Genomic DNA, 25,256 nt, shown 5'->3' with positions numbered 1-25,256 from the left:
AACATATTTTTAATGAAAAACGACGTTTTAAAAGCAATACACTACAGAAGATCGGTATTTCAGGCTTCTTTTACCGATGAAGAAGTAAGCAAAGAGGATATCCTTAGCATTTTAGAAGCAGCTAATGCTGCTCCAACACATAAACGGACACAGCCTTGGCGTTTTGTGATCTTCCGTAAAGAAGGACTTCAACGCTTGGGTACTGAATTATCGCGTATCTATAAATCGGTTACACCAACGGAGAAATATACGGAAGCGACAGAGATCACCATGGGCAAGAAAGCAACACAATCGAATGTTGCCATTGCGCTTATCGTCAATTATACGGGTGAAGTTCCTGAATGGGAAGAATTGGCTTGTACTGCTGCCGCTGTAGAAAATATGTGGCTCGCTGCCCATTCGTTGAATATTGGTGGTTACTGGGCAACACCGGGCTTAATCAATCATTTGGGCGGCTTTCTTAATCTAGAAGAGAACCAAAAATGTATCGGCCTATTTTACTTAGGACATCATGAATCAGATGCGCGCGAACCTGTACGTACGCCTATCGAAGAAAAAATTCGCTGGGAAGAATAAGGTACCGCAACATAATATAAAACCAATAAGGGCCCGAATGATTCGGGCCCTTATTGGTTTTATATCCCAAAACAATGTGTTGGTTTGATGATATTCGACTGGGCAGAATTCTTCATCTCCTTCAGCGGAAAAGTGATCTTCAGGCGCCCTTTTGTCCCTTGCCATTTAGCACCTGACTGAAGAAGTCGTACAGCCTCGTCAAAAAGAGCTTGCTCGGGTGTTCCTTCTGCGTGGATCTGATCAGGCAATCCATCCTTTCCGATTGTGAAATTAACAATAATCTCCCCACCTTTTCCGCCATCCCTCACCTGATTGTTTAAATATTGTTCAAAGGCTTTCCATCCACCGACCGGAGCAGCATCACCACCATCCAACAGAGGCTCGATCGCTACAAGGTTTTCTGGTTCACTCAGCGTGACATCTGTCGTCCGTTCGGCTTTACCATTGAAATGTTTAAAATATAGAAGCGCTAATAAAACAACAAACAAAACCCCTGCCGCTGCGCCAATAGCTAAACGTTGCCAAGTATAATATTGTGCATGTCTTGTCGCTACGGTATTTTCCACCCGACGGCTAAGCCGCTGCTGCAGCAAACTTAATTGCTTTGCATCAACTCCATTCTGTAATCGGTATCCATCTATGGCATCCTGTAAAAAGGGATCTTCCAATGCTTCTTTTTCCAGTTGAAACATTTCCTCTCTGCTCATTAGACCATGGATGTAATTATGAATTCGCGATAACTGATAATTATTTTCCATTTTCTTTCCTTTCCATACAGATTTTCAGATTGCGTTTTCCATTCTGGATGGCACTCTTGACTTTATTCAAATCATATCCTGTTAAATCTGCGATATCTTTATAGCACTTTTGTTCCAGATAAAACAAACGTACACATTCTTTTTGCTCTTCATTTAAAGTCTGCAAACAACCTTCTAGTTTTTCAAAATCCCGCTCCTCCCATTTTGCCTCTTCACTGGTATTGAGTTTTTGTTCGCTTTCAAACAAATTATCTTCAATATCCACCTGTGTCGTCCGTTTATCTTTGCGTAATTGCATTAAACAATAGTTCTTACTGTATACGTGCAACCAGCTTTTAAAATTATCAACCTCGTAATGACGCAGTTTCGGAATCAGCTCTTCAAAGATCTGCATGACGGCGTCCTGGCTACGATCGGGATCTTGCAAATACTTGAAGCACACACCATAAAGCAAGGACATATACGGCGAATATAATTTCCCCAGCGCAGACAGGTCTCCTGTTTTTTTATAATGTTGTAATAGCTCTTTTTCGTTCATGCGCAAATCTTTCACCTTAATGATGAATTAAGATACGGTTTTCCATAAATAAAGCAAGTAGAGGTTGCAAATTATCATCGATAAAATTTCTATTGACACAATCTCTCTTTTCGGATACAAAAAAACCGCCTCTAAATAAATCAGAGACGGCTAATGAAAATATGTTATGAATTACAGTCCTAATTTCCCTGTTTCCAATTATACCGGAGCGTTACGCCGTAGGTTCTCGGATCAGCTACGACTCCGGCATATTGACCATAACTCCCCGGAGCTGCGAGCAATTGCTCATAGTAATCTTTATTTGTCAAATTTCTGCTCCACACAAAAACTGAAACGCCATTCGAGCCCCTAAAGCCCAAACGTGCATTCAGCAAAGTATAAGCATCTATATTCAAATACTGCGATGGAGATGAGCTTGAAGAGAATTTGGAGCGATGGAAAAGATCCGCTCCCAAGAAGTAGGAGCCATTGATACCGATCAGTTTACCACTCTGATTAACTTCTCCACCCAAAGACCAAGACCATTTGGATACTCCTGGAAGCACTCCGCCCGAAATATCCTTGAAAGCCTGCGGCCCACCAACTTCTTCCAGCGGAACTGGTGCATTTGTAAATTTTACGTACTTCGCATCTGTATAGGCAAGCGCACCATTCAGGCGCAGAAAGTGACCAATATTAATATTACCGTCCAACTCCACCCCTTTGACACGTACTTTCTCAGCATTGGCCAAGTATCCCCGATTCACACCTGGTTCTGGCGTTTGTACCTGTGTTTGATAATCTTTGATATCAGTCTGGTAAACGGATAAGTTAAGGATCGAGTTGCGTGTTGGGTTAGTTTTCACGCCCAACTCTTTGTGGCGAACCGCTTCTGGTTTTACTTCAGCTAGATCTAGTAGCACAGCACCATTTGCTGTTGGCAATCCGCCAACATTGATTCCAATTGGCTTATAGCTGATGGAGTAGGTTGCATAAGCATTAATCTTGGGGTTGAAACGGTATTTCGCAGACAGTTGTCCTGAGAAATTATCCGCATCCGCGTTTATATCAAAAGTTTGGTTGGTATAGACCCCATTTTTTAGTGCCAACAGCGCCGGATCGGATGTCTGTAGTCCACCATAGGTCTGTCTATCGTAGTTTGCTTTCTTTTTGTCGTAGTTATAGCGCAGTCCTGGTAAGATATGAAGTTTGGAGGTCACCTCCCAGTCAATCTGTGTATAAGCGGCTAAACTTGTGCTTTTGATTCCATAAACAGTCTTAATCCCGAAATTGTCAAATAATCCTGGAGTCTCCCATAAGGCGCTCGTCGAACTTTTCTGAAAACGCCAGAATGCGGATCCTGTTTCCTCTGTATGCACAGGATCAGTACCAAGATCCTGCCAAAGGCCAAATAAGCCGACTACACCACTTACTTTCTCACTGATTTTGCCCGAATACCTAAATTCTTGTGACCATTGATTATGGACTGAATTACCTGCGGAAACTGTATAGACAGGAAGGCCTAGATAATCCCTGTCATTGAGTGGTACCCAAGTCCATTTTCGCCAAGCGGAAGTAGACGTCAATGTTCCCTCTCCAATTTTGATGTCCGCATTCAGCGCTACACCACCCAATTTATTATCAGCTTTGGATTGTGTATCGAGATCAATCTTACGTTCAAATGCACTTTTGTAAGGCAACTCATAACCTAGATCTTTGATAATAGCATCAAATTGTCGGTAATCAGCTCGTTGGGTTTTGACCACACCTGCGACTGCCCATCCATACCCATCGGGTTTTTGGGACGATACATCTCCTGAGAGCACCAATTTGATATTCTCAGTCGGTGTAAACAACAATTGCCCCCTAAATCCGAGGTTATTGATATCATTGATTTTTCGATTGGTATGGACGTTAAACAGGTTACCATCCCGCTGTGTACCCGAAAAGGAAGCCCGGGCAGCTAGATTCTTAGCCAGCGGTCCGGAGATGGATGTCTTTGCCTGAATAAATCCCTGATTGCCATAGCTAACTTCAACATTAGCCTCCGGTGTAAATTGGGGTAGCCGTGAAGTAATATTAAAGGCTCCGGCAGTGGTGTTTTTACCAAAGAGTGTACCCTGTGGCCCCCGTAGTACTTCGATCTGATCAATATCAATAAAATCTAACCAAGTCGCAGCTGGCCTAGCGATGTAAACACCGTCCAGATAGAATCCGACACCAGGGTCGATACCATCATTGGTAAGACCGTAAGTTGAACCAAGTCCACGGATATTCAGTGTCGTGTTACGTGCATTGGAAGAATACAGTTGTACCGTCGGAACAAGTTCTTTCAGCCGGTTGACGTTAAAGGCTCCGGCATCTTCCAATGCCGCTCCACGGATAATAGAAACGGGAATCGGTACATCCTGCAATTGCTCCTTGCGTCTACGGGCAGTCACAACGACTTGGTCTAAAGCTTCCAACCGGGGGGTCAATTCGATCACGGCAGGCGACTGATCCACGACAACCCGCCGTGTCTGATAACCTACAATAGATACAATAAGTGAAAACGGCAGTTTCTGTCCGGTAACAAATTGAAATACGCCTTTGCTATCGGTCTTCACCTGGTGGGTAACTGCTTCAATTTGGACAGTTACACCCTGTAGAGGCTCTTTTGTAACCGCATCTATCACAGTACCTGTTAATGAAGCATTTATAATGGGTTTAGGATTTTCTACCTGCGCATAAGTCTGATAAGAACCAGCTAAAAGCAAGCTAAAAATGACGCTAATTCGAAAAATAGCATTTTTTTTCATAAATTTATTCAGTTTAATAGTGAAAATAAACAAGTGCCAACGCCAATAGAACTTGTTTCATTGTTAAAACTTTGTTTAAAAAGGGAAGCCTCGGCTTCCCTTTTCTAATATAAGAGAGTGTAAGAGAGAAATTTTAACAACACATTCGTTTTTCACTATTTCCTAGGGTAGTAAAAACCACTTCCAATGAAGTAATCTGTAAGCTTGTTTTTAAAAAGTAATCTTTTTTCATTCTTTCCATAATTAAGTATGCTCATTTTTTGCCAGTCCTCGTGACTCACTGTAAATCAGGACGACAGTACAAATATAGAAATATTTTTTAAAAGACTACTAATTTGATAGATTTTATAAATATTTTTTTCACAAACCATCATTAAACACTAACTAACAGTCACTTACATAACACAAAATAGATTTTATACATTATATTTTTTGTATAAACCATTCACATCCATTCCTATACATGAGACATTTCCCTAAGGTTTAGCTTTGCTTTTTCATGCGCGACCAACATTGTCTTATTCGACAAACCAAACACTTTAGTAAGAAAAAATTGAATCATCTATTTTCTTGGAGGCCATTCGGCAGAACTATTGCGAGATTGAGAAAATGAAAAAAGGTAGAACAAAAAAGTCCGCCAAGGATGGCAGACTTTTTTTGTAAATGTTATTTAACTCCGAAAGTATTCGGCCCATATCTTTATCTATAAGTTATCGGAACAGCACCAATGCGATCAACAAAGTCACTACGACATTAAAAGTCTGTGCAATCAAAAATGCATAAAGGGGTTTCTTATTATCTTGTACAAAAAGGTCTTTGAAATTGGTTTCTAGACCGATCGAAGTAAATGCCAAGGTAAACCAGAGTCCTTGCAGGTTTTTCAGACTACCCTTGACGGCATCAATTTTTTCAGGAGAAATTACAAAGGAAAATAATAGCGACGCAAATACAAACCCAAGCACAAATTTAGGAAAGCGTTCCCAGATAATCTTTAGTGTCGGTTTATCCCGCTTTGTTTCATCATCCACAGATTTTGCATAGGTCCAATAAATACTGATCGCGAATGCTGCGAGTCCTAGCAATACATTCTGCGAGAATTTGACAATTGTACTGATTTTTAACGCTTCCTCTCCAACAAGGGAACCTGAAGCAACAACGGCTCCTGTTGTATCGATACTACCTCCTAGCCATGCGCCGGTCACCTCTTGCGATAAGCCCATCCATTCAGCCATATAAGGCATAAAAATCATCATTGGAATTGCAGTGATCAACACCAGGGAAATCACATAAGAAAGTTTTTTGCTATCACCTTTAATGGCTCCGGAAGTAGCAATGGCCGCTGAAACACCGCAAATAGAAACTGCACTGGACAACATCAGGGACATCTCCTTGTCAATTTTCAATTTTTTACAGAGCCAAAAAGCGAAATACCACACTGACAACACAACTGCCAAAGCTTGGATAAGCCCTAACGAACCCGCTTTAAGGATATCCCCAAAGATAACGGTGGTACCCAATAGAATCAATCCGATCTTGACATACAATTCTGTACTCAAGGCCTCTTTAAACCAGGTAGGCAGCTTAAAACAATTGCTAATGACCAAACCTATAATCAAACTAAAAATAACAGCCTCGAGGTTATATTCTTTCACTGTCGAATTGCCCGCTAATACCAGCGCGAATACAGTCAGAATAAACACTACAGGAAATACGACCAGTAGATATTTAACAGATTTACCGAGCAAAACTGCCCCCAGAATACCTGTCGCAAAGACAAAGATAAACTGCTGGAAAATCTTGTTGAGATTGGCCGAATCAAAAATTGTGGCGGTCAGTTCGGAAGAGTTACCCCAGGAAAAATTAGGTACAGGTGCAAAAATACCCGAAAGTGCTAAAAAAATGGTAGCGAGTCCCAAAATGACGACTACCCAGTCTTCTGTAAGTGCAAATGATCTTGACGATGTCATATAACGGTTAGTATTAAAAGGCTAAATTTAATATAATTGCTGCTACTTTTCGTTATTGTAACACAAAAATGGCCGAAGAGTTCTCTCCGGCCACACAACCAAAACCAATAATCATTATCAATCAAAAACAATATTTATTTTCTTCTATTAATTTTTTTGCAATCCGCTGACGTGCATCTTTGATGTTAAATGGCTGCGCCTTGGTAAACCTACGTAATCCAACGAGCATCATATTCAATTCATCACCTTCACCAAAGGAATACAGGGCTTCTTTACCCGCAGCATTTATTTTATCAATCGCACCATATAGATAGATCTTCGCCATATCTGTCGCGTACTCGGCCTTTTCAGAACCAGTATGGACAAGCTTTTCCGCACGCAACAGTACCGATTCCGCGATGTATACGTAACCGATAATATCTGCGATATTCATCAGGATCTCTTCTTCTTTTGAAAGCGACATCATCAACTTTTGAACCGCAGCTCCAGCAATGAGTAAGCCTGCTTTTTTGAGGTTGGCGACAATTTTCTTCTCTGCTGCGAATGGCGTATCATCTTCTTCTCCGAAGTCAGGAATAGCCAACAGTTCACTTGCCACCGCCTGTGCTGGCCCCATCAGATCCAGTTCACCTTTCATGGCTCGTTTCAACAACATATCTACAACAAGCAGTCTATTCACCTCATTAGTACCCTCGAAGATCCGGTTGATACGTGAATCGCGATAAGCACGCTCCATCGGTGCATCAGCTGAATAACCCATTCCACCATAGATCTGCACACCTTCATCCACCACATAATCCAACATCTCTGAACACCATACTTTGATAATGGCACACTCGATCGCAAATTGTTCAACGGATTTCAATTTGGCTTTTGCTTCATCCATACCGCCTGCAATCAATGCCTCATAGGCATCATCAATATTTTGACCTGCACGATAGGATGCTGATTCCACAGCAAATAAACGTGTCGCCATCTCCGCCAATTTGTATCGAATGGCACCAAACTTAGAAATCGGCAAGTTAAACTGCACACGTTCATTGGCATATTGAACCGCATGATTGATCACCATACGAGCTGAACCATTTGTCGCAGCACCTAGTTTGATCCTTCCGATATTCAGGATATTTACGGCAATCTTAAATCCATTTTCCCGCTCGGATAGCATGTTTTCAACAGGCACGGGACAATCATTAAAGAAAATCTGACGTGTAGAGGATCCCTTGATTCCCAATTTATGCTCTTCGGGGTTCATGGTGATCCCACCAAAATCTTTTTCGACAATAAATGCTGTCAGGTTTTTATCATCATCGATTTTTGCAAATACAATAAAGATATCTGCAAATCCACCATTGGTAATCCACATTTTTTGACCGTTGATCAGATAGTGGGTTCCTTCAGCATTTAGTTTTGCGGAAGTGCGGCCAGAATTGGCATCCGATCCCGCATTTGGTTCCGTCAGACAGTAGGAAGCCTTCCATTCGCCTGTGGCGAGCTTGGGAATATATTTCGCTTTCTGCTCCGCATTACCATAATAAAGGATAGGCAAAGTACCAATACCCGTATGTGCAGACAAGGCGACGGCAAAAGAAAAACCTCCACCTACGGCCTCTGCTACGAGCATCGACGTATTGAAGTTCTTGCCAAACCCACCATACTCTTCTGGAATCGACACCCCAAGCATTCCCAGTTCACCCGCTTTATCCATCAGGCTAGGCATCAATCCCTCTTCCTGTGCGTCAATACGGTCAAGCTTATTTAGCACTTCTGTATCTAAGAAATCCAAACAGGTCTGACGAATCATTTTAGCTTCTTCATCAAACTCCTCTGGGATAAAAATAGCTGTATAGGGAGTCTCTCTAATAACGAACTCACCGCCTTTGATTGCTTTATTTTCGCTCATTGTTTTTTAGATTTGAGGTGCAAGCCCTGAGCTGGCTTTTGGCCACCCAGGTTTACACAATATTTTGAATATTTTTACCCGCTATGAGATTAGCAAATAAAATGGTTTATACTGTTATTTTTAGTGTTCGAACTTAGTCCAATAGTTCAAAGATACCGGCCGCTCCTTGACCAGTTCCCACACACATGGTCACCATACCATATTTTTTACCACGACGTTTCAATTCATGCAAAACCTGCACGGTCAACTTCGCTCCTGTACAGCCTAGCGGATGTCCCAAGGCTATCGCCCCGCCATTGACATTGACTTTTTCCTCATCAAGTCCCAACTCACGAATAACAGCCAAAGACTGAGAAGCGAAAGCTTCATTTAATTCAAATAAATCAATATCTTCTTTTTTAAGCCCAGCCCGTTCCAAAGCTTTAGGTATTGCATAGATTGGTCCGATTCCCATGATCCGTGGCGGCACCCCTGCAACAGCAAAACTGACCAACTTGGCAATGGGTTTAACCCCTAGCTCTTTCACTTTTGCCTCCGACATGACCAGCACAAATGCTGCTCCATCCGAGGTCTGCGATGAATTTCCTGCAGTCACTGAACCATTGGCTGCGAAGACAGGTCTCAACTTACCCAGAGCTTCCAAGGATGTATCTGCACGAGGTCCTTCATCGGTATCTACAACATATTCACGTGTCGTGATCTTCCCGTCTTTCAGATAGTTTTCTTTGACAGTGATCGGCACAATACCATCTTTAAGATGACCATTTTGAATAGCTGCTATTGCTTTTTGATTGGATTTAAGTGCAAAGGCATCTTGATCTTCACGGGAAACATTGTAGTCTTTCGCGACAGCCTCCGCAGTCAGCCCCATACCCCAATACCAATCGGGATGCTCTTTGGCCACCTCAGGGTTGGGAACAATCTTCCAGCCCCCGAAAGGCATTCCGGACATCACTTCAACACCTCCTGCGATAATGACATCAGCCATCCCCGTTTTGATCTTTGCAACCGCCGTAGCGATGGTCTCCAATCCAGAGGCACAATACCGATTGACAGTGACGCCAGGCACCTTATCTGTATCTAACCCCATCAGGGAAATAAAACGTGCCATGTTCAACCCCTGTTCTGCCTCAGGCATTGCATTGCCCACAATGACATCATCTATATCTTCTTTATTTAAATTCGGCACAGTGGACACAAGATGTTTAATCACATCTGATGCTAAATCATCAGCCCGCATAAAGCGAAATCCTCCTCGAGGCGCTTTACCTACTGCTGTACGAAATCCTGCTACTATGTATGCTTCCATTATTTTTATTTTAGTAGTGAGTAGTGGGTATTCAGTATTGAGTACCACCACTCAATTATCATTCATTTTAAAGACTTTATAAGATTGTATAGCATTTTTTCAATTTCTTCGATTTCCGCAACCAATCCATCTTTAATTTCTTTATTTAAAAATGTAAGTCGATAAGCCAATTCAATCTGTGTCTGTAACTCATAAGCAGAGCCGTTTGCTATTCCAAGAAATTGTATAAACTCGCCTTTTGTATTTCTACCTGCACCTTCAGCAATATTTGAGCAAATAGAGATTGTACTTCTCCTGATTTGGGATATCAATCCGAATTTCTCTGTATTCGGAAGATTTTCTGTACAGCTATAAATGCTGACAGTCATATCCATTGCCTTTTGCCATACTTTTAATTCTTGAAACTTATGCATTGCTCAATACTCAATACTCATTACTCATTACTCATTACTCAATACTAATTACGTAAAGGCTTTCCTTTTGTCAACATGTACTGGATTCTTTCAAGTGTTTTACGCTCAGCACAGAGTTCGAGGAATGTTTTACGTTCAAGATCCAACAAGTACTGCTCAGAGACTTCTGTTGGCGATGACAGGTTGCCACCACACATCACCCAACCTAGTTTTTCCGATATTTTGCGGTCATAGTCGGAGATATAATTTCCTTCACGCATCGATGATGCACCCACATATACAATCCCTAAACCTTGATTGCCCAACACTTTGATATCGTTTCGTGGTGCAGGCTGCACGTAACCGTCATCCGCCAACTCCAATGCCTTTGCCTTTGCATCGGCAAGTAAGCGTGCACGGTTCATCGTGATCGCAAACTTATCTTTTTGTAGATACCCCAGTTCATAGGCCTCGTAAGCAGAAGTCGAGACTTTCGCCTGACCAATGGTCAGGAATTTATCCTTTAACGTATTCTGAACGATTTGGTCATCTTTAAATTCTTCGGAAGCACGCAATGCAAATTCCTTAGTTCCGCCACCACCAGGGATCACACCTACACCCAATTCCACTAAGCCCATATAGGTTTCGGCGTGAGCCTGCACAAAATCTGCATGCATTGAAAATTCACATCCACCACCTAAGGTCATCTGAAATGGTGCTACGACAACCGGAATGGATGAGTAACGCAAGCGCATTGAAGTATTTTGAAAGGCTCGAACAGCCATATTTAACTCATCAAAATCCTGCTCCACAGCCATCATAAAAATCATTCCGATATTGGCTCCAGCAGAGAAATTCTTCCCGTCGTTGGAAACCACAAGTCCACGATATTCCTTTTCAGCAAGATCTATTGCCTTATTCAATCCCTGAATCACATCGCCACCGATCGTGTTCATTTTGGTATGGAACTCACAATTGATAATTCCATCACCGAGATCAATAATTGAAACACCTGTATTTTTCCAAATTGTTTTGCTTTCGCGGATATGATCCAAAACAATCAAATCCTCTGTTCCAGGAATAGCTTTGTAAGATTTGGATGCAATATCATAATAATGGCGAACGCCATTTTCTATTTTATAGAAAGACTCATGTCCCGAATCCAACATTTCGTGCACCCAGGATGCAACCTCACCATCCTGGCCCGGCAACCGTTTCTCTTCAGCCTTAATCTTAGCCAAGGTCTCACGCACACCTAAAGCATCCCATACTTCAAATGGCCCGAGTTCCCAACCAAAGCCAGCACGCATCGCATCGTCAATACGGAAGAAATCATCTGTAATCTCAGGAACACGGCGTGAAACGTATTCAAACAATGGATAGTGCATGGCACGGAAAAGCTCCGCGGCCTTGTCTGTTCCCTGTTCATAGACTTTCATCCGCTTCCGAATATCTTCAATTGGTTTTGTAGCCTCTAAGGTTGTTGACTTAACTTTTTGTTGCGAGCCAAATGTTAATGTTTTAAGATTTAGGGAAAGAATTTCAGAATTACCATCGGCGGCTTTTACCTTTTCGTAAAATCCTTTTTTTGTTTTTTCACCTAACCACTTATTTTCAACCATCTTACTGATAAAGGCAGGAAGCTGGAAGACACCTTTGGCTTCATCTTCGGGCGCATTCTGTGCCAGCCCATTGGCCACATTCACCAAGGTATCAAGACCTACAACATCCGCAGTACGGAAAGTTGCTGATTTAGGATGTCCCATCGCGGGGCCTGTATATTTATCCACTTCCTCCACTGTCAAACCCAAAGGCTCGACCAGATGAGTCACCGCCAACATCGAATAAACACCAATCCGGTTACCGATAAATGCTGGGGTATCCTTACATAGAACTACTGTCTTCCCTAACATCTTATCGCCAAAATGAAGAACGAAATCGACAACCTCTCGCTTGGTATGCGGCGTCGGAATTACCTCCAATAAAGGTAGATAACGCGGCGGGTTGAAGAAGTGTGTCCCACAAAAATGATCTTTAAAATCTTCGCTACGTCCCTCTGTCATGAGATGAATAGGAATACCAGAAGTATTGGAAGTAATCAATGTACCTGGCTTACGAAACTGTTCTACTCGGTCAAAAACAGATTTTTTAATATCCAAGCGCTCTACAACCACTTCAATGATCCAGTCCACTTGCGCGATATCTTGGAGGTTATCATCAAAATTTCCTGTTTTGATACGTTTTACAAATGATTTGCTGTAAATTGGTGAAGGATTTGTCTTTAATGCAGTCTCTAACGAACTATTGACAATCCGATCCCGAACGGCCTTACTCTCTAACGTTAGACCCTTAGCTTGTTCTGCTGGCAGCAGTTCGCGGGGAACAATATCCAACAACAAAACCTCGACACCAATGTTAGCAAAATGACAAGCAATTCGCGAGCCCATAACACCCGAACCGAGAACCGCCACTTTTCTAATATTTCTGTTCATCATAACATATTTATCATGCACATCCGTACATTTGGTTTAACTTCTATACGATCACTTCTTCCTTATAACTGGTCGCCAGCTCATTGAGCTTAGCCAAAGAAGCAATCAATTGATCACGTTCATTTTCCGAAAAATTATCAGCGAGGTACTGATTAAAGTTGCGTACCACATCCTTGGCTATTCTTCTTTTCTCCCGGCCCAGATCTGTCAGATACACCTTTACAGAGCGTTTATCCGTTTCGCTGGTCTCCCTGTAAATGAACCCTAAGGATTCTAAGTTATTTAACACCCGGGACAAACTCGTTGTTTTGACCCCCGTCAAATTCGCAATCTGAGAAACAGGTGTACCCTCTTTATGGATATTGATTAAAATATAACCAGCAGCCTGGGTAAAGCCATACTGCGAAGCAATTTGATTATATTTATTGGCAATCGTTTGCCAACCTGTTTTTAAAAAATAGTCGATTGTCTGATTTTGGTCCATAGCGTAATCACAAGCGATTTATTATTATGCTTGCATAACAAATATAATAGTTAAGAATTAGAATAACAAACTAGAAAATGTAATTTTTATGAATTATCGCCCAGCACCTTCTAACAAGTGTATTTCTTGCACTTTTATGACCAAAGCCCCCATTGTGGAAAACTTTTAACAACTGACACACAGCGAAATAAAGTAAAACATAAAACTTTTATTAACAATCAATGTATAATATTCAAAATTAATTGCGTTAAATTTGTCCTAAACAAACATCAACTTCGTATGGCTTTAGTAAACATACCTCGCTTGGACTTGTTACATTACACACAAGGAACCCAAGAACAACGAAATCAATTCATTCAGGATATTGGCACGGCTTTCAACGAGACAGGCTTTGTAACGATTGCAAACCATGGTTTATCAAAAGAATTAATTGAGGAATTATATCAGGTCGTTCCAGAATTCTTTGGTTTACCAACTGAAACAAAAGAAAAGTATGAATTTCCTGAACTTGCGGGCCAACGTGGATATACGGCTAAGGGAAGAGAAAAAGCGAAAGATGCTAAAACACCAGATCTAAAAGAATTTTGGCAACGTGGTCAAACTATCGTTGGTGAAGAATATTCAAAAGCTGACTTTCCAGACAATCCTCAAGTGGAAGAAATACCGCGCTTTAATGGTGTAACGGCTGAAGTTTATAAAAAACTAGAAGACACAGGTCGTGAACTGTTAAAAGCTATTGCCACTTACTTAGATCTTGAAGAAAGTTATTTTGAGAAATTTGTGATCAATGGTAACTCAATTTTGCGTGCGATCCATTATTTCCCAATTGCAGATCCAGACGCATTAGCTCCTGACGCCGTACGTGCAGGTGCTCATGAAGACATCAATTTGATTACACTATTAATTGGTGCTAGCGCAGATGGACTAGAAGTCTTAACAAAAGATGGTCAATGGTTCCCGATCAAAGCGAAGGGCGAAGATATTGTCATCAACGTGGGAGATATGTTGCAGCGTTTGACCAACAACAAACTGAAGTCAACAACTCACCGTGTAGTCAATCCTCCGCGTGAAAAAATGGGTACTTCCCGCTTTTCGATTCCTTTCTTTTTACATCCAAAATCTTCTATGAGCTTAGCTTCGTTGGACTCTTGTATTGACGGAGCTCATCCAAAGGCCTATGAAGACTATACCGCAGGTGAGTATCTGGATGAAAGATTGAGAGAGATCGGTTTAAAAATGTAGTACGAGTCGCTTCGTTTAAGCCTTAAATAAAAACAGTCCGTTAGTTTGATTACTAACGGACTGTTTTTATTTTATCCTAATGAAATTGAGGTATAAAATAATGAGACTATTATCGGATGGTATACGATCCGTTTTTGTTAGAAATTGTATCCAAATCCTACATTAAGGTAGATATTATGCATACCAAAATCTATGGAGGTAAAATCTTTTTCTAAAATATTATTAAAACCGTAGGTAAGATCTGTCAACAATTTGAAATGTCTGTTCATCTTCCACTCCGCTCCAAGTTGCGTTCCCCATTGAAATTTCCGGATATTATCAGAGAAGTCATAAGAAGCTTGGCTCCCTTCTTCAAATGTAATTTTCGTTCCTACCGGAGTATTTTGTCTCAAATATCCATCCGATACATTTCCATCAAATGTATTATCCAGCAATGTCGAGAAGTAAAACCCTCCATATAAATTCCAATGATCCGACAATTTGTAAACAGCTAAAACGGGCAATGTAAGATAGGTGTTTTGTACGTTGGTCTCTACCTTTCCAGTATAATATCCTTTCACTTTTGAATTATCTTTTACAATCTCGGTTAGATAATTTTTCACACGGGCTTCGGTCTTCATTCCCTTCGTCTCAAAACGAATTCCCGTACGAATTCCCCATCGTTTATCTCCCGGCAACCACTTTGTGGCATTTGCCTCCAGGCCTACCTGTAACCCGGGATTGTAGCTTTCGATTTTGCGTATTGTCTTCGGAAGGCCCAATGGGCTACTACCACCGATACTGAATTGTGCCTGCACAGAGTAGTCAATATCTGTATTAAAAAAATTCGGATTACGGCTTGAGAGACCATTTTGAGCCTGCACATAACCGGTCGCCATCATGAAAACAGCTATTATATAAAGTATTTTGTTCATTAAAATATTCCTTTGATGTATGTTCGTCTTCAGAAATCAGCAGCTTATATCTTAGAACCTGCTCTTCCCCACACAAGCATTCTTGTAAAAATTCACCTAATTAGCAATTTAAAATTGCGCACAGCATTTACACCACATTGCTGTATTCAACATATGGACCAATGACTATTTGGCATCATCGACGACTAGTTCAACTTCATCAATAAGCAATGTACTTCCCGCGGCGCCGTTAAATTTATCTCCCTCTTTACTCGAGCTGAACACAATCGTATACATATATTCTTTATTGGGGTCAAATGATTTGCCATTTACAAAAGAAAAGGGTAAGCTAAATACGGTCCACTCGTTAGTCTCGATCTGTTCTTTGGCTCCGACCCGTGCTATTGCGACTATTCGCTTGTCAACAAAGCCATGGTCACCCGACAAAAAGTCGTCATTGGGTGGTAGAGCTCTTTCAAATAACAGCGCATAACCATCCCAGGTATCCTTGGTAAGCGATGATGGCTTATTATTGACAACAAATTTTTCACCCGCCTTATATTTAAAAAATCCCTTTATAGCTAATGGTGCAGCTTTTTCCTCATACAATATGCCAAAACGAGGAGATTTGATCGTCGGAAAAGTTGTTTGAAATGCCCCTAAAAACAAATTACCAGCAGCCAGAGGTGTGCCGAAAATCCCACCTAAAGAGCCTGTACTCTTAGTCACAAGCCGCGCACCTTTACCAATATACCCGTCGGCAATTTGGGATGTTGGATAAAAACTGGGAACCAATTCCTCTCCTTCCTCCAAAAGTGTTTCAGCCAGAATATTATAGCCATCATTTGCGGTGGCCCAGCTATATGTCTTCTGTCCAAGTTTTGTTAATTCATAAAATTTATGGTAGTGTCCTTCAGGACTATCGGTATCTACCACTTCAGCATATTCAAACGCTGAATACAAATCTGCGCCTTCATCAATAACAAATGAAACAGTGTAGGTCTTGGACCAAGCTCCATCCGCCGAAGTAACCGTGTATTTCTGTGGTTCAGTAAAATCAAGTTGGGTTCCGCTTTTCGGCTCTATTGTCGCTCCTGGAGTTAATACAAATTCAGGCGACTGCACATAACTTCCCGTGAAACGTTTTAGAGAAAAAACAACTGTATTATTATCAATGGAAGGTTTTCTCTTTAAAAACTGGTCACTCTGAGCAATAGTAGCTCCTTCAATATCCGCCTCAGCATTTAATGCTTCTTCTTTTATGCAACTCCCCAGACTAAAAAGTAGCATAAAACAAATTACCCAAGGGTAAATTCGTCTTTGTTTCATAAAAAATAGTATTAGTGTAAATATACTCCCAATGCTTTCGATTAGGCATTGAAATGACCGCAAAGCTACTATTATAGCCCCCAAGAAAAGTCATTTCTATCACCTTTTCCTTCAAAGCAACTAATTCTTTACACTTCAGAAGGATATTAACTACCTTTTATTTCCTGTTTAACTTTAGTTGGCAAACTTTCAACAATCAGGCTATAACTGTGCAACACAAGATCTTCCAGCGCCCGATCATTCAGTTCCCGATTCGCAATGACGGTATTCCAGTGCTTTTTGTTCATATGATACCCCGGAAATACAGTCTGATCATATCTTTCCCTGAGTTCCACCGCTTTCTCTGGATCGCATTTTACATTAAATCGCAGCATATCGACCTGATCTAATCCGACCAATAAAAATATCTTACCCCCAACCTTAAACACCAAAGTATCTGGCCCAAAAGGCGTCTCCTCTGTAACTGGCCCAATGGACAAACAATAATCTCTTAGATCTTCAATATTCATATCTTCTTAATTTAAGTTCGCTCATTTTCAACTACTAACAGTTAGATTTATATATAAATTTGACAATAATCAATATAAATCTAACAAAACAACCGCTTTTTTTGTACCTAAATTTGTAGTATATCAAAAAGCGAATACAAAGAAACTAAAATGAATAATAAAGATTATTAACTCATTCCTCAAAATGAAAAATTTATACATTAAGATAGTGTTGCTTGTTATCATATCAACACTTTCAGTACAGTGCAAAAGTATGGACACAACAAATCAAGACAATATCGCACCGAACGACATCATTGAAGCCGTTTCCAAGGGCCAGATCAGCACCGTAAAAACACTATTGGACAATGGAGCTAGTGCAAACCAAAAAGGCAAAGATTCAAAACCGCTGTTGTTGATCGCCACAGAGAAGAAAGACCTCGCTATGGCGAAATTACTTATTCAATATGGTGCGAATGTGAATCAGCAGGACAATATCCTAGACAGCCCCTTTTTATACGCTGGTGCTTTGGGCTATACTGAACTGGTTAAACTTTACCTCGATCACGGTGCAGATTTCAAGATTTTCAATCGGTACAATGGTACAGCACTTATTCCGGCCTGCGAACGCGGTCACGTGGAGACTGTAAGACTATTGGCTAATACAAAAGGGTTCCCTATCGACCATATCAATAGACTGGGTTGGACCGCGCTATTAGAGGCAATTATACTTGGAGATGGCAGTCAAAAATATATGGATATTGTCCAGATACTACTGGACGCCAACAGCGATAAAAATATCGCCGACAATGAAGGTGTAACACCGCTCCAGCATGCAAGAAAAAGAGGGTTTAATAAAATTGTAACACTACTCGAGGCAAAGAGCAGTATAAAACAATAGCTGGATTTTCGAAAATAAACCTCTATAGAAAAAATAGCAAAAAGGAAGAACCAAATCAAGTGAATCTAGTTCTTCCTTTTTATCACCTTTCTTCTATTTCTGCAAAAGCGCCTGAATCTCCTTTTGGATCTCCGTTCCCTTATCCGTATTATACCATTTTTGAATCTCTTCTTTAATATCAGAGAAATCTTTCCCTTGTTCCTTCAAGCTCAAGAATAGGTCTTGACAGCCCTTTGGCCGTGGTCCCCAAACAGCTAAATCTGCACCATCCTGATTTCGGATTACTAGAATCGGGATTGATTTCCCGCCGTTTGTTAAATACGAATCTATTAAAAAGGGAGCGCTATCACGCAACTGGATATCGACAGTAATATTGGGATTTTGGGCCGCCATCTTAGCCAGCATTGGGACAGCGTGTGCCGCATCGCCACACCAAGGCTCCGTAATAATGATCCATTGTTGTCGTTCCGAAATCGTGTCAATAAACTGTTGAAAAGCCTCATTTGGTTCAAAACGTTTTAACCAACGGCTCATCCTTGTCCAGTTCATTTTAGTGTATTGATAGTACTCGTCATCCTGATAGGTGGGGTGATTTTCAGGATGATTCAATATATCTTCGAATTGTTGCAAATAATTTTCAAACGTCATAACATCAATTTTGTGCAAAGGTAATTTTTAGATCCTACTTTGTCAAAAATCTCTATACCAAAGATTTTACACTCCTTGACAATAATTTCACATTTATTAACAATTAACTAAATTATCTTTGGCACATACAACCAGTAAATGAAAAGATTAATTCAATTATTCCTATTATTTTTTGTTATCAGCACAGCTTATTCCCAGACAAGCATAAAGGGGAAAATTTTAGACAAAGCTGACAATAAGCCATTGACCAATGCCTCAATCATCCTGTTGAATAAAGACTCTGTGCTCCGATATTTTAACAGAGCCAATGAGGAGGGGAAATTTCTGATCAAAAATATTAAACCAGGAAGCTATATACTTTTAGCCACCTACCCAAAGTTTGAACTTTATAGTGACACCATCGACATTAAGGATAAGGAAATCGACCTCAACGACATTAAAATCAATTCGCAAAAAAATGTTCTTGAAGAAGTTATCATTACACGTAGACTGCCCATTACACTCAAGGGAGACACAATAGAATATGATGCAGCAAGTTTTGCAACCGAGAAAAACGCAAAGCTCGAAGATCTTTTTCGACGATTGCCAGGTTTCACAGTGTCTGGAGATGGAAATATCACCGCTCAGGGTAAAGCAGTACAGAAAGTCTTTATTGATGGCGAAGAATTTTTTGGTTATGACCCTAAAATTGCCATACGGAATGTACGGGCCGATGCAGTAGACAAAGTACAATTGTATGAGAAAAAATCAGAAGAGGCCGAACTTTCGGGTATAGATGACGGTGTACGTATTCAGACCGTCAATGTGGTATTAAAAGAAAAGGCGAGAAAGGGTATCTTCGGAAATGCTGAGCTATTAGGTGGTACCAAGGAGCTCTACACTGGAAATTTGTTTGCAGCCAAATTCAATCAGACGGAACGGATTGGCATCACCGCCAATCACAATAATATGGGGAGCTCTAATAGTCGTGAAGGCTCTTTGCGGATGAACAACCAGATCACCGGGCAACCACTGAACACATCTCTCGGCGCTAACTACGAAAACCAGTTTCTCAAAAAGGCTTTAAAGGTAAATGCGAATTATAATTACAATAACAGCAGCAACAAAAATCAATCGGAAAATTACAACAAAAACATCCTCCCCGATAACTCGATCTTAGAACGAAACAGCAAAAATTACAACGAAAATAGCGCAAGAAGCAATGGCGTCAGATCCAATCTCTCCATGAGACTGGATTCAACTCAAAATATAGAACTACAGACCAACGGAAATTGGTCAAATAATTTCAGTTTAAGTCAGTCGGAAAGTGCCACCAAAGATGGTGCCGGTGCTGCTGTTAGTTCCTTTAATGAGAAAAATGAATCGAATACTTCGAGCCAAAGCAATAATTTTCGCCTGAACTATAGAAAAAGACTCAAAGCCGGCAGCTCATTGAATCTAATGGTTGGAAACAACTATAATGAATCAACTTCGGACAGCAAGGTTAACTCAGAAACAATTATCCATCAGAGCAATGATACCACGCGTATTAACCAAAATAGAAGGGGTAATAACAAAGGCAATAACTTTTCTACTTCATTGAATTTCAATAACAGGCTAAATGACGCCATGAATTTAGCTTTGGGCTACAGCTTCAATCAGTCAAACAACAGGAATGAACAGATATCAACAGACATAGAAACTAAAGAGAAAGATCCCTTATACTCTAAAAATCAGATTGACAATAATACCAACCAGGGAGTTAATGTCCATTTGTCTTATCGGAAGGATAAATTTGAGGTCAATCTCTCCAACCGCACATTCTACAAAAATCAAAAGTTAAGCGATAGTGACCGGGATATAAACCTTTCGAGAAATTTTTGGGACAACAATCTAAACTTTGATGCCAATTACCGGATTTCAAACAGCAAAAATATCCGACTGGCCTACCAGAGTTCGAATATCATTCCTTCCTTTGATCAGTTACAACCACTGCAACCGCAGACCAACCCATTGTTTCAACAGATCGGTAACCCTGACCTTAAACGGGCTGTCAACAATAACATCTCGGCAAATTATAATGCATTCAGTTTATTGAAGGGAACCAACATTAATATTAACGGAAATTTCTCTTTTGTCAATAACCCAATTGTCAATAAGACAACAGTCATGGAGAATTCGGCCCAGATCAGTAGCTATGAAAATTTATCGGGTAAATCAAACTGGAATGGTGGATTAAACATCAATCATATGCAACCCCTGGCCAATCGTCGTATTAACTTCAATAAAAGTGCAAATATCCGATACAACAATAGTTACAGCTACACAAAATTTGAAAGTGGTCAATCTCAAGGTGAGTTTCTCTTGAACAATTCAAAAAACACCTCATTCGGCCTAGGCTCGAGTTTAAATGAACAAGATTCAGAAGGATTTGATTTTGACATATCTTTGAATGCAGGTCTTAACGCACAGCAAAATTCGATCAACACACAATATAACGCAACAAACTTTGAAGGTGGGGCTTCGGGATATATCAAATATTTTCTACCGAAGAAATTCAACATTATGACCAACGTTTATTATAGTTACACCGGCCCTACCAAGCTCTACAAGAAATCAATTAATCAATTTTACACCAATTTAGAGCTGGAAAAAAAGGTATTGAAAGATGAAAGTCTTACAGTCAGCCTTAAGGCTTTTGACCTCTTTAATACATTTAATAATACACGCCGGAATGGCAGTGATACCAATTATTCAGAATCCACCCAACAGGTATTGACGCAGTATTTTTTAGTTGGAGTCAAATGGGATTTCAATAAATATTTAGGAAAAAGCAATGATTAGAACATATTTGACCATTATTATATTTTGTCTAACCGGATTATCTCTGCAGGCACAATACGCCTATTTTGGTAATAGGGGTACCATTAGTTTTGACAAGGTGACGTATACAAAAGCCCGCATGCGACAAATGTCCAATGACATGAACTCAAAAATGATGGGTCGGGGAATAGACTTCATGGAGCACCTAGATAAAATGCCGGACTCGCATACAGATCGACTGAACTTCTACTTTGATGAGAACGCGACCGTTCTTATGCCCGAAGAAAGTGCAAGTACCGAAAAGCAGAATGGAGAAGGCAAAATGCGTGCGCCAAGTATCACTGCAAGTGGCCGTGGGGGTAGAAATCAAGGGGGGGCGCGAGGTGGAGGGAACCAACGTGTTATGCTCAGAGGTGGAGCCAGCAAAAATGGAAAAGTGCTCTACCAGGACTTAAAAGCTGGAAAGGCCGATATCCAGCTCGATATCGATGAGAAATATTTGCTTTCTGAAACGTTGGATAGTATCACTTGGCGCTTTACGGAGGAATTTCGCAATATCGCCGGCATCAACTGCCGAAGGGTGAATGGAGCGACCAAAGATTCTCTCTACTTGATTGCTTATTATGCCGAAGAAATACCAGTGTCAGCAGGACCGGCTTTGAGCCATGGTCTTCCGGGAATGATATTGGGGCTGGTCATACCCGAGATGCATATCCAATACTGGGCAACAAATATCGCCTATACCAATAACCTCGTCCCCACAGATTGGCGGGACAAAAAATCAAAACAGATGAAACTGGAAGAATTTACAGCGCTCTTTGGCAGATATATGCCACGCAATCGTCAAAATGAGTCAGCAAAAAAACGAATCTTGGAGCAACTTGTCTATTGAAAATGTCAGTTTGGCAGTACCTAACGACAAATTGATGACAAATAGTGATTTTTTTACAAAACTTTCGGATTGGCATAAGGGTTGATAATAGAGTGATAGAATTTATTTAAGTAAAAAAATTAAAATACAAGATATGTCTAAAATTATAGGAATTGACTTAGGTACTACAAACTCATGTGTTGCCGTAATGGAAGGTAACGAGCCTGTAGTAATTACGAACAACGAAGGTAAACGTACCACTCCTTCCATTGTAGCTTTCGTAGAAGGTGGTGAGCGTAAAGTGGGTGACCCAGCTAAACGTCAAGCAATTACTAATCCACATAAAACTATTTATTCTATTAAACGTTTTATGGGACTTTCATATGATGAGGCAATAAAAGAAGCTGAACACGTACCTTATAACATTGTTAAAGGTGATAACAATACACCACGCGTAGAAATCGACGATCGTAAATATACTCCACAAGAAATCTCTGCAATGATTCTTCAAAAAATGAAGAAAACTGCTGAAGACTTCTTAGGTCAAGAAGTAACTGAAGCTGTCATCACAGTACCTGCATACTTCAACGACGCACAACGTCAAGCAACAAAAGAAGCTGGTGAAATCGCTGGTTTATCTGTTAAACGTATCATCAACGAACCTACTGCTGCTGCTTTAGCTTACGGTTTAGATAAAGCGCACAAAGATATGAAAATCGTTGTGTTTGACTGTGGTGGTGGTACACATGACGTTTCCGTATTGGAATTAGGTGATGGTGTATTTGAAGTAAAATCTACTGACGGTGATACTCACTTAGGTGGTGATGACTTCGATAACGTAATCATCAACTGGTTGAATGAAGAATTTAAAAATGAAAACAATGGTTTTGATCTGAAAAAAGATCCAATGGCATTGCAACGTTTGAAAGAAGCTGCTGAAAAAGCTAAAATTGAATTATCAAGTGCGACTTCTACTGAGATCAACTTACCATATATCACAGCAGATGCTACTGGTCCAAAACACTTAGTTCGTTCATTATCACGTGCTAAATTTGAAGCTTTGGCAGCTGACTTGATCAAAAGAACAATTGCTCCTTGTGAATCTGCATTGAAAAACGCCGGTTTCAGCAAATCAGATATCGACGAAATTATCTTAGTAGGTGGTTCTACACGTATCCCTGCAATCGTTGATGCCGTAAAAGCTTTCTTCGGAAAAGAGCCTTCTAAAGGTGTAAACCCTGACGAAGTTGTTGCTTTAGGTGCTGCAATCCAAGGTGGTGTATTGACTGGTGAAGTAAAAGACGTTTTATTATTGGATGTAACTCCACTTTCATTGGGTATCGAAACAATGGGTGGTGTAATGACTAAATTGATTGAAGCGAATACAACGATCCCGACTAAAAAATCGGAAACATTCTCAACAGCTTCAGACAATCAGCCATCTGTGGAAATCCACATCTTACAAGGTGAGCGTCCAATGGCAAGTCAAAACCGTACAATCGGCCGCTTCCATTTGAACGATATTCCACCAGCACCTCGTGGTGTGCCTCAAATTGAAGTTACTTTTGATATTGATGCCAATGGTATCATCAAAGTATCTGCAAAAGATAAAGCAACTGGTAAAGAGCAAAACATCCGTATTGAAGCATCTTCAGGTTTATCTGATGACGAAATCAAACGTATGAAAGAAGAAGCTGAAGCAAATGCTGATGCTGATAAAAAAATGAAAGAAGAAGCTGACAAAGTAAATGCAGCTGATGCCTTAATCTTCTCAACTGAAAAACAATTGAAAGAATATGGAGACAAAATTTCTGCAGATAAGAAAGCTCCTATTGAAGCTGGCTTAACGAAATTAAAAGCTGCATACGAAGCGAAAAACTTTGCAGATATTGATTCAGCTTCTGAAGAATTACAAAATGCTTGGAATGCTGCTTCTGAAGAAATGTACGCTGCTTCTCAAGGTGGTGCACAACAACCTCAAGGAGATGCTGGTCAAGCACAAGGTGGAAACCAAGGTGGTGATGACGTAACTGACGTAGATTACGAAGAAGTGAAATAATCACTCCTGCTGATAAATAAAAAGCTCCGGGTAGATAACCCGGAGCTTTTTTGTTTATAAGAAACATCTCCTCTAGGCGCGCAAAAGAGCTGCTTAGCTATAGCAATTGCCCAGAAGAATCTAATAAGCTCAGCTATTTCCGATAATGGCTCAATATTCCTTTATCCAACGTCGCCCAAACTCCGGCTGGCATATCTGCCTTCTTCAAAGCATTGTTTGTCCAGGTATTACAGGAATAGAACATGCTATATGCTCCTTTGGCTTCATAAAAGGCATCTGCATCATCGTATTGTGCATCCGTCTCAACCAATATAGGTTTACCTTCATGCAAATCCAAAGAATCATAGATATACTTTACGAGTGCACGATACTGTTCCTCATTTATTTTATACCCAAAACATAGCTCATTCTCCCGAATGGAATTATAGTAGGTCACATGTATTGCAGACTGCCCCAATCCAAAGGCCGCCGTAAAGGCCGTTGATGCTTTGAGATCTTTCCATTCCGGGGTATCCAAATAAAATCCTTTGTCCCCCCAGCCTATACCCATATATTGATAACCGGCTTTTTTTCCCACCGTGTTGGCATAAGGAAATACGTTAGACCAATCCATCTCTTTCACGATGACCGGCAAAACAATATCAGTATGCACACCGTTGGATTTGACAAATACCTGAATCGTCTGATCCTTCGAGGCCTCTTTGGATGATGCCGAAAGTCGCGACAGACAATACTCAGCAACAATATATAAAACACAAAACCCAATAATTCCTAAAATAATATACCCTAACACCTTAAGTATTTTTTTCATTTAAAATAATTCGCTT

Annotated in this window: 20 protein-coding genes; 6 read left to right on the top strand and 14 right to left on the bottom strand. The window is 40.5% G+C overall.

All coding sequences use genetic code 11. From position 1 onward, the window contains the following. Positions 1-12 precede the first annotated feature (12 nt). A complete protein-coding gene (locus M2408_RS05275; protein WP_259179921.1) occupies positions 13-576 on the top strand; it encodes a nitroreductase in 564 nt (187 codons plus the stop codon). A 59-nt stretch (positions 577-635) separates the two neighbouring features. Here the strand turns inward: M2408_RS05275 and M2408_RS05270 are convergent, their stop codons facing one another. The 9 genes from M2408_RS05270 to M2408_RS05230 all read right to left on the bottom strand — a co-directional run bounded on the left by M2408_RS05270 (position 636) and on the right by M2408_RS05230 (position 13,196). Continuing rightward, positions 636-1,334 carry an energy transducer TonB gene (locus M2408_RS05270; protein WP_259179919.1) on the bottom strand — a complete coding sequence of 233 codons (699 nt, stop codon included), beginning with the start codon at positions 1,332-1,334 and terminating at the stop codon, positions 636-638. Next, on the bottom strand, positions 1,324-1,872 hold the full coding sequence (locus M2408_RS05265; protein ID WP_259179917.1) for an RNA polymerase sigma factor: 549 nt from the start codon (positions 1,870-1,872) through the stop codon (positions 1,324-1,326). Before M2408_RS05265 ends, M2408_RS05270 begins: the two co-directional genes overlap by 11 nt. A 179-nt stretch (positions 1,873-2,051) precedes the next feature. Next, positions 2,052-4,649, bottom strand: coding sequence for a TonB-dependent receptor (locus M2408_RS05260; RefSeq protein WP_259179916.1), 2,598 nt, complete (start codon positions 4,647-4,649; stop codon positions 2,052-2,054). Positions 4,650-5,359: 710 nt separating this feature from the next. Next, positions 5,360-6,616 carry a YeiH family protein gene (locus M2408_RS05255; protein WP_259179914.1) on the bottom strand — a complete coding sequence of 419 codons (1,257 nt, stop codon included), beginning with the start codon at positions 6,614-6,616 and terminating at the stop codon, positions 5,360-5,362. 121 nt (positions 6,617-6,737) lie between these two features. Further along, complete coding sequence (locus tag M2408_RS05250; protein ID WP_259179913.1) at positions 6,738-8,519, bottom strand: acyl-CoA dehydrogenase family protein; 1,782 nt, start codon at positions 8,517-8,519, stop codon at positions 6,738-6,740. Positions 8,520-8,652: 133 nt separating this feature from the next. Next, positions 8,653-9,828 (bottom strand): acetyl-CoA C-acyltransferase, encoded by a 1,176-nt coding sequence (locus M2408_RS05245; RefSeq protein WP_120260275.1) that lies wholly within the window; start codon positions 9,826-9,828, stop codon positions 8,653-8,655. 62 nt (positions 9,829-9,890) lie between these two features. Beyond that, the gene (locus M2408_RS05240; protein WP_259179909.1) at positions 9,891-10,241 is read right to left on the bottom strand and encodes a four helix bundle protein; all 351 of its coding nucleotides are present in this window, start codon (positions 10,239-10,241) and stop codon (positions 9,891-9,893) included. Between the two features lie 44 nt (positions 10,242-10,285). Then, positions 10,286-12,715 carry a 3-hydroxyacyl-CoA dehydrogenase/enoyl-CoA hydratase family protein gene (locus tag M2408_RS05235; RefSeq protein ID WP_259179908.1) on the bottom strand — a complete coding sequence of 810 codons (2,430 nt, stop codon included), beginning with the start codon at positions 12,713-12,715 and terminating at the stop codon, positions 10,286-10,288. A gap of 40 nt (positions 12,716-12,755) precedes the next feature. After that, a complete protein-coding gene (locus tag M2408_RS05230; RefSeq protein ID WP_120260278.1) occupies positions 12,756-13,196 on the bottom strand; it encodes a MarR family winged helix-turn-helix transcriptional regulator in 441 nt (146 codons plus the stop codon). A gap of 279 nt (positions 13,197-13,475) precedes the next feature. Here M2408_RS05230 and M2408_RS05225 point away from each other — a divergent pair, with 279 nt between their 5' ends. Further along, positions 13,476-14,438, top strand: coding sequence for an isopenicillin N synthase family oxygenase (locus tag M2408_RS05225; RefSeq protein WP_259179907.1), 963 nt, complete (start codon positions 13,476-13,478; stop codon positions 14,436-14,438). Between the two features lie 137 nt (positions 14,439-14,575). On the opposite strand, the gene M2408_RS05220 is transcribed toward M2408_RS05225, so the two are convergent. From M2408_RS05220 to M2408_RS05210, 3 genes are all read right to left on the bottom strand, one after another. Then, a complete protein-coding gene (locus tag M2408_RS05220; protein ID WP_259179905.1) occupies positions 14,576-15,352 on the bottom strand; it encodes a porin family protein in 777 nt (258 codons plus the stop codon). A gap of 165 nt (positions 15,353-15,517) precedes the next feature. Further along, positions 15,518-16,660: a PCMD domain-containing protein gene (locus tag M2408_RS05215; protein ID WP_259179902.1), complete on the bottom strand. Its 1,143-nt coding sequence runs from the start codon at positions 16,658-16,660 to the stop codon at positions 15,518-15,520. Positions 16,661-16,806: 146 nt separating this feature from the next. Then, a complete protein-coding gene (locus M2408_RS05210; protein WP_259179901.1) occupies positions 16,807-17,169 on the bottom strand; it encodes an MmcQ/YjbR family DNA-binding protein in 363 nt (120 codons plus the stop codon). A gap of 253 nt (positions 17,170-17,422) precedes the next feature. Here M2408_RS05210 and M2408_RS05205 point away from each other — a divergent pair, with 253 nt between their 5' ends. Further along, positions 17,423-18,049 (top strand): ankyrin repeat domain-containing protein, encoded by a 627-nt coding sequence (locus M2408_RS05205; protein ID WP_259179899.1) that lies wholly within the window; start codon positions 17,423-17,425, stop codon positions 18,047-18,049. Positions 18,050-18,142: 93 nt separating this feature from the next. Here M2408_RS05205 and M2408_RS05200 read toward each other — a convergent pair whose 3' ends face one another. Next, the gene (locus M2408_RS05200; protein ID WP_259179898.1) at positions 18,143-18,697 is read right to left on the bottom strand and encodes a thioredoxin family protein; all 555 of its coding nucleotides are present in this window, start codon (positions 18,695-18,697) and stop codon (positions 18,143-18,145) included. Between the two features lie 138 nt (positions 18,698-18,835). Between M2408_RS05200 and M2408_RS05195 the strand changes: the two genes are divergently transcribed. From M2408_RS05195 to dnaK, 3 genes are all read left to right on the top strand, one after another. Further along, entirely contained in the window at positions 18,836-21,520 is a 2,685-nt protein-coding gene (locus M2408_RS05195; RefSeq protein ID WP_259179896.1) for an outer membrane beta-barrel protein, read from the top strand. After that, a complete protein-coding gene (locus tag M2408_RS05190) occupies positions 21,513-22,391 on the top strand; it encodes a GLPGLI family protein (RefSeq protein ID WP_259179894.1) in 879 nt (292 codons plus the stop codon). Before M2408_RS05195 ends, M2408_RS05190 begins: the two co-directional genes overlap by 8 nt. Before the next feature lie 133 nt (positions 22,392-22,524). Beyond that, positions 22,525-24,429: a molecular chaperone DnaK gene (gene dnaK / locus M2408_RS05185; protein WP_120260287.1), complete on the top strand. Its 1,905-nt coding sequence runs from the start codon at positions 22,525-22,527 to the stop codon at positions 24,427-24,429. Positions 24,430-24,562: 133 nt separating this feature from the next. On the opposite strand, the gene M2408_RS05180 is transcribed toward dnaK, so the two are convergent. After that, complete coding sequence (locus tag M2408_RS05180; RefSeq protein ID WP_259179892.1) at positions 24,563-25,240, bottom strand: TIGR02117 family protein; 678 nt, start codon at positions 25,238-25,240, stop codon at positions 24,563-24,565. Between the last annotated feature and the right edge of the window lie 16 nt (positions 25,241-25,256).

Origin of the sequence: Sphingobacterium sp. BIGb0165 (genome assembly GCF_024810095.1) — a bacterium.
GTDB classification, from domain to species: domain Bacteria; phylum Bacteroidota; class Bacteroidia; order Sphingobacteriales; family Sphingobacteriaceae; genus Sphingobacterium; species Sphingobacterium detergens.
Note: the sequence above shows the minus strand (reverse complement) of the source record. Positions and strands in the feature narration are given on the sequence as shown.